The organism is Streptomyces caelestis (assembly GCF_001279005.1).
Classification (GTDB): Bacteria; Actinomycetota; Actinomycetes; order Streptomycetales; family Streptomycetaceae; genus Streptomyces; species Streptomyces heliomycini.
In genome coordinates, this window is sequence record NZ_LGCN01000074.1 from 262,607 (window position 1) to 275,197 (window position 12,591).

General features: G+C 70.3%; 9 protein-coding genes and 1 pseudogene. 8 read left to right on the top strand and 2 right to left on the bottom strand.

Annotated elements, in window-relative coordinates; translation table 11 throughout:
• The 7 genes and pseudogenes from fxlM to ADK41_RS08055 all read left to right on the top strand — a co-directional run bounded on the left by fxlM (position 1) and on the right by ADK41_RS08055 (position 8,789).
• A complete protein-coding gene (fxlM, locus tag ADK41_RS08030) occupies positions 1-2,046 on the top strand; it encodes a methyltransferase, FxLD system (RefSeq protein WP_030827448.1) in 2,046 nt (681 codons plus the stop codon).
• 4 nt (positions 2,047-2,050) lie between these two features.
• Positions 2,051-3,163: a hypothetical protein gene (locus ADK41_RS08035; protein WP_037804302.1), complete on the top strand. Its 1,113-nt coding sequence runs from the start codon at positions 2,051-2,053 to the stop codon at positions 3,161-3,163.
• Positions 3,164-3,396: 233 nt separating this feature from the next.
• Positions 3,397-4,659 (top strand): annotated as a pseudogene (locus tag ADK41_RS08040) (ABC transporter); the annotation flags it as partial.
• 656 nt (positions 4,660-5,315) lie between these two features.
• The gene (locus ADK41_RS38920) at positions 5,316-6,527 is read left to right on the top strand and encodes a M15 family metallopeptidase (RefSeq protein ID WP_078661968.1); all 1,212 of its coding nucleotides are present in this window, start codon (positions 5,316-5,318) and stop codon (positions 6,525-6,527) included.
• A gap of 130 nt (positions 6,528-6,657) precedes the next feature.
• Positions 6,658-7,419, top strand: a complete 762-nt coding sequence (locus ADK41_RS08050) for an NUDIX domain-containing protein (protein WP_234318809.1) — start codon at positions 6,658-6,660, stop codon at positions 7,417-7,419.
• A gap of 16 nt (positions 7,420-7,435) precedes the next feature.
• Positions 7,436-7,561: a hypothetical protein gene (locus ADK41_RS43885; RefSeq protein WP_267883147.1), complete on the top strand. Its 126-nt coding sequence runs from the start codon at positions 7,436-7,438 to the stop codon at positions 7,559-7,561.
• A 28-nt stretch (positions 7,562-7,589) separates the two neighbouring features.
• Positions 7,590-8,789, top strand: coding sequence for a bifunctional class I SAM-dependent methyltransferase/NUDIX hydrolase (locus ADK41_RS08055; RefSeq protein WP_037804304.1), 1,200 nt, complete (start codon positions 7,590-7,592; stop codon positions 8,787-8,789).
• A gap of 458 nt (positions 8,790-9,247) precedes the next feature.
• On the opposite strand, the gene ADK41_RS08060 is transcribed toward ADK41_RS08055, so the two are convergent.
• Positions 9,248-9,910, bottom strand: coding sequence for a dTMP kinase (locus tag ADK41_RS08060; RefSeq protein WP_030827462.1), 663 nt, complete (start codon positions 9,908-9,910; stop codon positions 9,248-9,250).
• Between the two features lie 4 nt (positions 9,911-9,914).
• Complete coding sequence (locus ADK41_RS41600) at positions 9,915-11,114, bottom strand: hypothetical protein (protein WP_158717674.1); 1,200 nt, start codon at positions 11,112-11,114, stop codon at positions 9,915-9,917.
• 346 nt (positions 11,115-11,460) lie between these two features.
• Here ADK41_RS41600 and ADK41_RS08075 point away from each other — a divergent pair, with 346 nt between their 5' ends.
• On the top strand, positions 11,461-12,474 hold the full coding sequence (locus ADK41_RS08075) for an NAD(P)H-dependent glycerol-3-phosphate dehydrogenase (protein ID WP_030827471.1): 1,014 nt from the start codon (positions 11,461-11,463) through the stop codon (positions 12,472-12,474).
• Positions 12,475-12,591 lie beyond the last annotated feature (117 nt).

Consider the following 12,591-nt stretch of genomic DNA (forward strand, 5'->3'; position numbering starts at 1 on the left):
ATGACCTTCGACGACGAGAACCTGCCGATCCCTCCGGCCACGTCCTGGTGGCACGCATCCGTGGCCTTCCTCGCCCCGCACAGGGACGCCGCCCGAGCCCTGGCGACCGCGCTGGCCAACCACCGCTTTCACTTCCTGCGCAAGGACGCCGGCGTGCGCCTACGCACCGAACAGCCCACCACTGGTCTTCTGGACCAGCTCGTCGCCGACCGCGTGATCACCAGCTGGATGGGCGGGATTTACGAGCCGGAGACCCATGCCTTCGGCGGCCCCGAGGGCATGGCGGTCGCGCACGACGTGTTCTGCTCCGACAGCCCGGCCGCGCTCGCCGAGACCGGCACCCCTGGCGCCCGCGAGCGCAGCGTGATGCTGCTGTCCGCCATGATCCGCGAGGCCGGGCTGGACCCGTTCGAAGCCGGAGACGTGTACGCCCAGTGGGCCGCCCTGCGGCCCCCCGTCACCCCACCCCAGGGCCCCGCACTGGAGCAAGCCGTCTCCGCGATGCGGCGGCTGATGAACGCGGACGCCGTCCTCCGGCCCGACGCGGAAGCCGGCTGGGTCGAGCGCGTCGCCGCGTTCGAGGACGCCGGCCGCCGCCTGCGCCGACTCGCCGCCGACGGCCGGCTGATACGCGGAATCCGGGGCGTCATCACCCATCACGCGATCTTCGCGTTCAACCGCGCGGGCGTGCCAGCCGACGCGCAGGCGGCCACCGCGTGGCTCGGCCGTCACGTCGCCTTTTCCGCCCAGGAAGGAGCCGACGTGTATATCCCCAAGTCCGCCTCCGCGGACCCTAACCTCCCTCGAATGGAGACCACCATGCCACCCGTAACCGACCCCAACCAGCTGCACGAAGCCCTCGCCCAGCGACTCGTCGACAGCGGCCACCTGCGCAGCAAGGCGGCCATCAACGCGTTCCGCACCATCAACCGGCACGCTTTCCTGCCCGGCATCGACCTGGAGGCCGCGTACAAGGAGGACGCGGTCCCGATCAAGCACGACGAGCACGGGGAGATGATCTCCTGCATCTCCGCGCCGTCCATCGTCGCCACCCAGCTCGAACAGCTCGGCGCCCACCCCGGCCACAAAGTCCTGGAAGCCGGAGCCGCCACCGGCTACAACGCCGCCCTCCTCGGCAAGATCGTCTCGCCCGGCGGGCAGGTGTGGACCCTCGACGTCGACCAGGACCTCGTCGCCGGCGCGAGCAAGCACCTCGCCGATGCCGGCGTCGACAACGCCACCGCGGTGATGGCCGACGGCGCGGCCGGGCTGCCCGAGCACGCCCCCTACGACCGGATCATCTTCACCGTCGGCGCCGGCGACGTCCCCGTGAAAATCCTCGACCAGCTCACCCCCGGCGGACGCCTGGTCCTGCCGATGCGCATCCGCGGCAGCATCTCCCGCTCCTTCGCCTTCGAACGCGACGGGGACATGTGGAAGACCGTCTCCTGCGAGATGGCCACCTTCATCCCGCTGCGCAAGGGCGTCTGCGACGACGTCTACACCCTCGTCCCCATGGCCGGCGACGGCAACGTCCGCCTGGAGACGTTCAGCGAGCAGGACGTCGACCGCGACAGCCTTCGTACCGTCCTCGACCAGCAACAGACCAAGCTCTACACCGGGGTGAAGTTCCGCCAGGGCTCCGCGTGGGAGTGGCTGTACCTGTACCTGGCCTGCGTGCTGCCCAACGGCCTGTCCCGCCTGCCGGGCCAGCGCCCCGGGTTCACCCCGCACTTCGGCTGGGGCTCCATGGCCGCCCTCGACGGCGGATCGCTCGCGTACCTGACCATCCGTGAGGGCGAGGACGAGAAGGGCCGGTACTGGGAGGTCGGCGTGATCGGCCACGGCGAGGGCGGCGCCGGCCTCGCCGAGCGCGTCGTGGACGAGATCCGCGCCTGGGACGCGACCGGTGGCAACGACGCCCCCGAGCCGGACTTCCGGATGGCTGTCGCCGACTCGCGTGACCGGCTGACTGCGGGCGACCCGCGCTTCGTCGTCGACAAGCCCTACAGCCGACTGGTCGTCGACTGGGCGCGCCAGGGCTGAGCCGATGATCCCCGCGATAGCCAGCCGCATTCCACTGGTCCGCCGCACCAAGGCGCCCGCGCTGCCTTTGGAGGAGCGCATCAACCACCTCACCGGGCTGACCGTCGCGCCCGCAGGTGTGAGCCACCACGACCTGGTGGCCCGCGCCTGCGGGGTCCTCAACTACGCCGCGCTGATCGCCTCCGACGTCGGCTTGCCCCGCCTGGCCAAGGACCTGTGCTGGCGCCAGCACCAGGTCTTCGCCGACGCTGGCCGCCTGAGCGGACGGGTCGCTCTCATGTCGCTGATGCCGCTCGTCAACCTCGCCCGGCTGGAGACCCGCGCAGGCCACGGCGAACTCGCCTACAGCTTGTTGCACTGCCTCAACGACGCCGCCCGGCACCGGAACAAGACCGACATCGACGGCCGCACCGTCGACCTCGCGGCCCTGACCGGCACGGACGAGGACCACCGTGCGGTATGCCAGGAGCTGTACATCGCTCTGCTCGTGGACGGCGCCCGCGCCCTCGCACGCATCGGACGGTGGACCGAAGCCGCCGACGCCATGACCCAGCACCGCGGCATCGGCAACCGGCTCCTCGACGGCCGCCAGATCAAGATCATGGCCTTGATGGAGCAGGGACTGGACGAGCAGGCCCGCGACCTGATCGACACCAGCCAGCCCACCGAGCCGTGGGAGGAAACCGTCGCCCTCCTTCTGCACGCCCACTGCCGGCCCACAGCCGCCCCCATGCCTGAACCCGACCTCGACCGCACCCTGGAAGCCGCCCTCCAGCTCCTTGACCTCCCTGATCCTCCGACCGCAGCCTTCCAGACCCGGGTGGGCCTGTCAGCCCTGGAACTCGACCCCACCGGACGCCATACCGCACGCATCCTCGACTGCCTCGTCGGCGTCGCCCGACTCGACGCCTACGCCGCACGAGAAGCGCTGCATCACCCCCTCGCCGGGTCCGCCCTGGACGACTGCGCGGCAGACGCGCTCCACAGAGTGATCACCACGGCCGGGCTGGGATCCGGCGTCCTGTCCGCCCGCCACCACGAGGCTCTGACGGGCGCGGTCGACCACGCCGAGACAGAGCTGGAAACGCTGCTGCAGGCTGAACCCGATCCCGACTAGGAGGGCACGACTGGGGCGCCGCGCCGTACTGCGGATGCTGTTTGTCGGTGTCGGCGTTTCGGCCATTTCCTGCTCGCAGCCGCCCAAAGCCAGACCAGGGCTCCGGCGCCCTCGGGGTTCCTCGACGCAGGAAACAGCGGGATATCCAGCACGACCGAATGACGTGTGTTCGAAATCGCAGCCGCGTCGTTGAACCTCACGACTCTGCCGCAGCGACCGTCCTAGGGGGAACGATGACCTCGGCCGTTACACAGGACCAGCCGCCGCAACCACCCAAAGGAACCGTGCCGGACGACGAACCGCAACAGGCCAGTGTTCGAGAGGAGGAGTACCTCTACCGCGACGAGTCGAGGCTCCAGGCCGGCTCACAGCTGACCTCCCGCACCATGGCACGGCGCCTGCCCTCGCTCGTGCGGCGCTCGGTGCAGATGGCCTGGCGCGTCGACCGCGGCGCGACCATCGGCCTGCTGGTCTGCCAGATCGGGACCGGCGTCCTCGCCGCGCTCGGCCTCCTGGCCGTCACGGGCACGATCAACGCACTGATCTCCGCAGGTGACATCACGGAGCGGCTGTGGGACGCCGCCCCGCAGCTGGCCGTCATCGCCGCCGCCACCGGACTGCGCGCGCTGCTGGGCATCACCGTCGCCTGGCTGACCGGCCGTCTGCGCCCGGTACTCGGCCGGGCAGCGGAGCTGACGATGATCGAGGCCGCGCTCGGTGCGGAACTGGCCGCCAACAACAAGCCCGGCTACAACGACGCCTACGACATCGCCGACCGCGGAGCCCAGGTCACCCCCGACCTCGTCGAAGAAGCCCAAGACGTTCTCGCGGCGACCGCCACGCTCACCGCCGGCGCCACCGTCCTGACCGTCCTGCACCCCCTGCTCCTCCCCCTGCTTTTCCTCGCGTGCCTGCCGCAGGCCGCCGCCTACGTCCGCTCCGCGCGGGTGATCTACCTCGCCGGGCTGGAGACCTCCGGGCGCCGCCGGATGCTGGGCAAGCAGCGCTGGCACATGGCCTCTCAGGAGTCCAGCGAGGAGATGCGCGCCTGCCTCGCCGGCCCCTTCCTGATCGGCCGGTACCGGCGACTGGCCGCCTCGGTCAACGCCGCCGAACGCAAGGCCGCCAACACCGGTGCCTGGATGGGGCTGGCCGGAGCAGTGGCCGGCGGCATCGCCTCAACCGCGGTGTGGGCAGCGCTGCTGTGGCTCCTGGCCTCCGGCCGGATGAGCCTGGCGGCCGGAGGCGGCGCTGTCTTCGCCCTCCAGACCGCCACCGGCTCGGTGCGCGGCATCATCAACGGCGGAGCCCGCCTCGTGCGCACCGGCTGGTACGTCCAGGACTGGCAGAACTTCCTCGACAACGCCCACGGCCAGGCCATGACCGACTCCCGCGGCACCACGCCCGTGACCGCAGTACCGGAGCGCTTCGAGATCCGCGACGTCACCTACCGCTACGACGGCGCCCCCAAAGACAGCCTGAGCAACGCCCGGCTTCTGCCGCCTGGAAGTCGACCCCGACGGCGACAACGGAGTCCTGAACCCGCCGCCCAAGCACTGGCCCGCCGCCGCCATCGTCCGTGGGGCCTCCCTCGGCCGGCTGACCCATGAGCGCATCGGCGACGGAGACGACGGCAAGGGCCGATACGAGTTCGTCGTCCACGGCTACGGCGACCAAGGACACCTCGCCGCGCAGGAGGCAGCCGAGCAGGTCGCGTACTGGCAGCGCAACCACCGCGGCGCCCGCTACCCCTTCATCACCGCCCGCCCAAGCAGCCGGCCGTGACTCGGCGGACACGGACCATGAGCCGCACGTGTTCGCCAAGAAGCACACCCGCATCACCGTGGACTGGCCGATCGTCTCCGGTAGGGCGGGGAGCCGCAGCACCGGATGAACAACGGTACCTCCCGCTCTCCCTAGCTGGTCCGCGCTGAACCCCCACCCGTCCACCGCCCGAAAGGCAGAGCCACGTGACCTCTCCCGTCTCCGCTTCAGATCACGTCACCCCGCGTCCCGCTCCGCCCGCCCGGCAGTACGCCGCTTCCCGGCATGCCGCGTGGCTCGGCGCTGCGTCCGCATGACCGGCACCCCAAGCGGCACACACCGCCGTGTGTCCACTGCGACCACGGCCGGCCGTCAGGACACCCGCCTCGTGGTGATCCGCGGCAACTCGGCGTCAGGCAAGTCAAGCGTGGCTCAGGGCCTGCGAGATCACTACGGCCGCGGTATCGCGATCATCGGCCAGGACGTGATCCGCCGGAACGTGCTCAGGGAACACGACACCGCGCGCGGCGCCAACATCGCCCTGCTGGGCAGAATCGCACGCGAAGCACTGAACGCCGGCTTTCACGTAGTGCTGGAGGGGATCCTGTACGCCGATCGCTACAGTCACATGATCACGTCTTTGGTACGGGACCACCGCGGCGTCTCTCGCTGCTACTACCTGGACGTGCCGCTGGAAACGACGTTTGTCCGCCACGCGTCGAAGGCGGATGCCGCGTACCTGGCCCAGGTCACCAACAGCCACCTCACCTCCTGGTACCGCGGGCTGGATCTGCTGCCCGGCGGTCTGGAGACCGTGATCCCGGCCGACAGCACGCTGCAGGACACCATCGCACGCATCCTGCGCGAAACCGACCTGGCCCCTGCCTCCCCCATCCCGCCACCGCAGTGCAAGCCGTCACAGGGAGACTCGATGAGCAGTTCGGTGTTGATGAGCAGTTCGGTGTTGATGTCCGATCCGCGGGTCGCCGCGGTCCCGGTGCGCGAGTGCGGGAAGCCGCTCGTCGACGTGCGTGACCACGGCTTCCGCGTCGATCCCCGCAAGCACGATCCGCTGGGCGCGTTCGCCCACGTCCGCGAGGGCGTCCTGGCCCGGCTGGAGCACGCCCGCTCGCTCCTGCCCGCCGGCACCGACCTGCTGTTCATCGAGGGCTACCGGCCGCCGGCCCTGCAGCAGCGCTACTTCACCAAGTACCGGGACGAGCTGGCCGCCGCTCACCCCGGCTGGACGGCTGAGCAGCTGCACCAGGCCGCCAGCCGGTACGTGTCACCACCGGAGATCGCGCCCCACTGCGCGGGCGCGGCCGTGGACGTCACCCTCGTCGACCAGAACGGCCACGAACTCGACCTCGGCACCCGCGTCAATGCCTCCCCCGAGGAAAGCAACGGTGCCTGCTTCACTCACGCCCCGAACCTCAGCGATCGCGCGCGCCACCACCGCACGCTGCTGCTCAACGCCATGGAGAACGCAGGTTTCACGAACTATGGAACCGAGTTCTGGCACTTCTCGGCAGCGGACCGGTACGACGCGCTGATGCGGCAGGAGCCGCACGCGCGCTACGGACCGATCGAACTGCCCTAACGCGCCGGCATCCTCGTCCACTTCCTCGCCACCCACGCCGCTCCGGAAACACAGGAGCGTGACCACCGCACCCTGGCCCGGTGGCGATCCCAAGACCGCAACGGACGGAACGCATCGAACGGAGGCACGTATGCCTGACAACACCCAGCAGGCGATCCCAGCCGTCCCGAGCCCGGCGGCCGGAGACGAACCACACGAGCACCACATGCACCTGCTCGGGCGGTACTACCTCCAAGTGGAAGCAGGCCGCAAGACGATCGAAGTGAGGGTGGCCACCCCGAACAAGCGCGCCGTCGCAGTCGGTGACACGGTCGTCTTCCACGACCGGGACACCGGGCGGGAACTCGACGTCATCGTGCAGCGGATCACCCCGTACTCCTCCTTCGAGGACCTGCTCAGCTCGGAGGACACCGCGCGCATCGACCCGGACGCGCCGCCCGGAGAACTGCTCGCCAACCTCCGCAGCATCTACCCGCCGGCCAAGGAAGCCCTCGGCGCTCTCGCCCTGGCATTCGATCACCGCCCCGCCCGGCCCGGCCACCCCATGCCGCTGACGGCCGAGGAGTACACGCAGACCGTCCCCCACCACACGGTCTACGGCTGCCTGTACATCCGCGACGAGCACGACCGGCCCATCCAGCTCCGCTCGGTCTACGGCTCGAGACTCTGGCAGTTCCCGGGCGGCAACCTGGACGCCCCAGGCGAGGACCCCCTGCAGACCGCCCGGCGCGAGGCGATCGAGGAGACGGGCCTCGAACTCGGCCTGGGAACGCCGAGGCTGCTCCTGACGCACTTCCTGCACGCCGGGCCGCGCCTGCCACTGAACAAGGTGAAGGCTCATCTTCGACGGAGGCCGGCTGACCGCCGGCCAGCTCGGCCGGATCCGCCTTGATCCCGCCGAGCACGACATGCGGACCGTCCACGACCTCGCGACCTGGCAGGAGCTGATGGCGCCGCGCGCCTTCACCCGCCTCGACGCCATCGAACGAGCCCGGCGCGGCGAAGGCCCCGCCTACCTGATCACGCACACCTGACCCCCAGCACACCCACCAGGAGACAACCGTGCCCGCCGAGGACACCAACACCCGCGCCTGGCAGATCTACGGCCGGCGCCAACTGGCCCGCGCCTACACCCCGCCCATCCCCGACCGGCTCGGCTGGACGCCCTGGGAAGGAATCGGACCGGGAGCAGAAGTCCTCGGCGACGTCACCGGCCGCCGCGTCCTGGACATCGGCTCCGGAGCCGGCCACCACGCCGTCCACCTTGCCCAGGCTCACGGAGCCCGCGTCACCGGCATCGAGCTCTCCCCGACCCAGCACGAACGCGCCATCTCCGCCCACGCGGACGTTGACGGCGTGGAGTTCGTCCAAGCAGACGTGACCGAGTACCTGGCCGGAGCCGAGCCGTTCGACGCCGCGTACGCCATCGGGACGCTCGCCTTCATCGACCCGCACCGCTCGCTGCCGGCACTGCGCGACGGACTGCGTCCCGGCACCCCCTTGATCCTCTCGCTCCTGCACACCGACCTGCACGGCCGCGGTCCGTCCACGGAGGTGGCGCCGCGCGAGCAGATGATCCTGCTGCGCGACGACCCGCCCCTGCCGACACAGATGTGGGTCCTGGCACCGCAGCTGTGGGAGGACCTGCTCACCGAGTACGGCTTCCGCGTCGAAGCCATCGACCTGCTGCCACACCCCGATGAGAGCGCCTCGGTCATCCAGCAGCTCATCCGCGCCCGGCGCCTGCCCGACCGGCCGGCGCGCGTCTCCAGCCGCCCCCGCAGCACCCGGGCGCCAGCCACCCATGCGGCCGTCGGCGTCGGAGCGATCCTGCTCAGCGAACAGGGCATCCTGCTGGGCCGGCACCGCCGCGGCACCCTCGAACTGCCCGGCGGGAGCGTGGAGGCCGGGGAATCCTTCGAAGACGCGGTGATCCGCGAACTCGCCGAGGAGACCGGGCTGGTCGCTCACGCCGAGGATGTGGGGCTCCTGGGCACGCTCGTCGATCACGTCGAAGGTGTCCTGCGGGTCACCGTCGGCGCGCTCGTCCACGCCTGGCAAGAACAGCCGACCACGCAACCGGACGAGAGCGTCGGCGACTGGGCGTGGTACCCGCTCGACCAGCTCCCCGACGGCCTGTTCGTGTGCAGCGCCCAGATCCTCACCGCATGGCGGCCCGACTTGCCCATCGACCACCCGCCCGCGCACTTCACGCGTTTCGCATCCGGACCAGCGGCCACGCCGGGCAACGGCCCGATCTGAACGCCGGCACCGACGTACCTGTCGCGCCACCTCAGCCTTCCCGTCGAAGGAGACAAAAGTGGGCGCGGGCGTACTCGTGGAACTCTGGGTATCCGCCGAGGAGCACGAGGGCGCGCGGGAAGGGACTCCGCCCTCCAGATCTTCTTGGGAAGAAGATCTCCAACTTCGGGCTCATGATGGGACGAGGTTGCCGTCCTGGACGGTAGCGGCTGATGCTGCGCAGGCCAAGGCGAGAGGAGTGGGCCAGGCGAGCCAGGGCGGGCCCGGCAGCATTGTGGTACCAGTCGAGGGTGGTCGCGTCGCGGCGGTATGCGGCGTTCTCGGCGCCTTCAAGCCGCTGGTGCGCCAGGGCGTAGGCCAAGGGCAGGTCCTCGTCGTCCGGCGGCAAGACGGAACCGGGGTCGAGCAGGGTCAGCGCGGCGGCAGTGCGTCCGCGTCCGTGTGCGTGCTCACTGGGCTCATTCGGACAGTTCAGGGAACAGGCCACGCTGGTCGAGGGCCTGCCAGGCGGTGTGCAGGACGGTGGCGCGGTCGTTGGCGGCGTCGATGCGGACCACCGGGCCCAGGGCCGGGTAGGCGGCGGCTTCGTCGGTGACCGTCTGATAGACCTCGCGGACGCGGGCCTGGATGTCCAGGACGTCCCAGTCCGGGCGGGTGGCGTCGCCGGAGCGAGCGGCGGCCCGCTCCATGGCGGCCTCGGGTGAGATGTCGAGGACCAGCGTGAGGTCGGGGATGACGTCGAGGTGTTCGGCGAGGTGGGGATAGGTCTCCTTCGGGCTCCGGTCGTGCTTGACCGCGAAGAAGGCGAGTTCGGACAGCAGCCACCGGTCCGCGATCACCGGGCGTGCCGGCAGCGACGGCGCGATCAGTCGGGTGGCGGTGGCCTGCTTGTCCGCGGCAATCGCGGCCAGATAGCGGTACCGGTTGTCGGCGGACGGCTGGTATTTGCCCTCGACCAGGTCGGCGGCCACCGATGCGTCGAGGAAGTTGGTGGTCAGCACCGCGAGCGGGGTGACCCGGTACAGGCCCTCGAAGAGGCGGAAGAGCCCCTTGCGCAAGGTGGTCTTGCCGGTGCCGTCCAGGCCCTCGACGACGATGAACGGGTTGCGCGCGTTCTGCATCGGCTCACTCCACCTCCCCGGCGCCGGTGCCTCCGGCGTACTTAGCGAACCGGCCGCGCCAGGGGATCGACGTGGTCACCAGGTCCACGAGCCGCAGCTCGCCCAGCTTCTCCAGGAGCGCCGGCAGCGTCGGCTCGATGACGATTCCTTCGGTGACGGCCCGGCAGTACGCGAGCCGAACCGCTTCCTCACTCGCGTCGTGCCGCAGCTGCTGGGCGAGAACGCGTTGAGCGGTGCCGAGTGCGACGACGCGGACCGCCTCGTGCAGTGTGTCCGAGCCGACGGTGTCCTTGACGGGCGTGAGGCTGCTGTGGTGCACGCCGAGGTGCCGGATGGCGGCGAAGGCACCGACCCACCAGGCCGAGGCAGCGGCGACCACTCGCACGGCGCCGCGCAGCGCGTCGTCGGTGACGCCGGGCAGAAGCAGGGCGTGGACGTCCTCGGCGGCGCTGGCCAAAGGGCTGACCGCGGCATCGGACCGGCCGTGCTCGGCGGGCAGATCTACCCAGGCACTCAAGCCAGCCGCGTCGATGAGCGCCAGGGTTTGTGCGGTGGGCGCCTCGGCAGGACGGGCGACCACGGCAGCAACCGTGATGCCGGTCCCCGCCGTCTGCACGGTGAGCTGCTCGTGCAACTGCGGCAGGTGCAGGGCGAGGCGCTGGACGTGAAGGCCGTCAGCGAGTACCTCCCATGACTCGTAGAGCGTAGGCGGGGACGTCAGGGAGGGCGGCACGAGGTCTCCTTCGAACGGCACAGGTGCGGGGTGCACAGGCATCGTGGCCACGGGCCGAGGCAGATTACCGGCCTCGCAGGACTGTTCCGGGTCGGCGCCACGATCGTGCTGAGCCAGTTCGGCGCCGGGGACCGGCAGGCAGGCCCATGTCACCGACCCACCGCGATCGGCATCGGGCCGACGGCCCCAGCGCAGGCACAGAGCCTCGACGATCTCCAGGCCGCGGTCGTCCTCGGCGTCCGGGCCCGGCCGCGCGGCCACCAGCTCGCCGTGCGGCTGCGGGTCGAAGACCTCCACATGCAGCAGCGCGTGCTGGCGGCGCACGGTGCGTATCTCTTCTGGGGCTACCAGATCATGGGACGCATCAAGCACGCCCCCGAATCCCCCGTGTACGACGCGATGCTCCTTCGCCCGGCCTGATCTCTGGAACACCTGCCGCCTGCGTACAGCCGCAGGCAGCAGCATCGCCATGCCCGCCGCCTATAGCGCTTGAGCGGTATCTCTACAGTGCGACTTCACAGAATCGGTCTCGGTGGCGCGGAGCAGGATCTCAGCGATCGGCGTCCAGGTGCAGCAGCGGCGGTCGAGGTCCTGGTGCACGTGGACAGCTACGAGATGGCTGATGGTGGTCTCGACGCGCTTTGGCCATCCTCGGGGAGGCACACGAGATGCTGCCCACCCTCTCTGGCCGCCGGGCTGTCCTGCTCACTCGGCGCCGCCCCACTGCGAGCCCGGAGACATCGGGCCCAATCGATAGGGTGGCCAGACCCCACCGCTGCCCCGGCGGTAGGTCCACCCTTCTTGGAAGGACTTCGCAGTGAGCCAGCTCCGTCTCGCCCGCGCGGCGGTGTTCTCTGCCGGGTCCTGGGGCACCGCCGTTGCCAAGATCATGGCCGACGCAGGCACCGACGTGATCGTGCACGCCCGTCGTGGCGAGATCGCCGACGCGATCAACCGCGAGCACCGCAACCCCGGCTACTTCCCGGACGTGGACCTGCCCCAGACGCTGACGGCCACGACCGACCCGGCCACCGCCCTGGACGGTGCGGATTTCCTCGTACTGTCCATCCCTGCGCAGTCCCTTCGGGAAAGCCTCGCCTTGTGGACGCCGCACATCGGACGCGACACCGTAATCGTGTCGCTGATGAAGGGCATCGAACGCGACACCGACCTGCGGGCGAGCGAGGTCATCACCGAGGTGACCGGCATCCCCGCCAAGCGGGTGGCCGTGTTGTCGGGGCCGAACCTCGCCCGCGAAATCATGGCCGGACAGCCCGCCGCCGCGACCGTCGCCTGCCCCGACGAAGCCACCGCCATCCGCGTCCAGCAGGTGTGCCACACCAGCTGCTTCAGGCCCTACACCAGCACCGACGTGACCGGCTGCGAGCTCGGCGGCGCGGTGAAAAACGTCATCGCGCTTGCCGTCGGCATCGCCTCAGGCATGGGCCTGGGCCACAACGCGCAGGCCATGCTGATCACCCGCGGCCTCGCAGAGACCACCCGGCTGGCCATGGCGCTGGGCGCGCACCCCGCCACCCTCGCAGGACTGGCCGGCCTCGGCGACCTCATCGCCACCTGCTCATCCCCGCTCTCCCGCAACCGCACCTTCGGCACGCACCTCGGCAAAGGGCTGAGCGTCGAAGAAGCGACCGCCGCCACCCGGCAGACCACCGAGGGTGTCAAGAGCGCCGAGGCGATTCTCGGCTTGGCGCAGGCCCACGGCGTCGACATGCCGATCACCTACGTCGTTACGGCACTGTTGAGTGGCAAAGTCACGCTGGAGCAGGCCACGGCCGCGCTGATGCAGCGTCCGCCCAAGCCCGAACGCTGACGCCGACGGCTCCGCGCCCCACCATTACTGTAGGTAACCTCCCCAACTACGGATGTCACGCTCGCGCGTCAGTAATGTCCGCCGCTGAGATCACTGTCCCGGCAGCTCCCTCGGTTA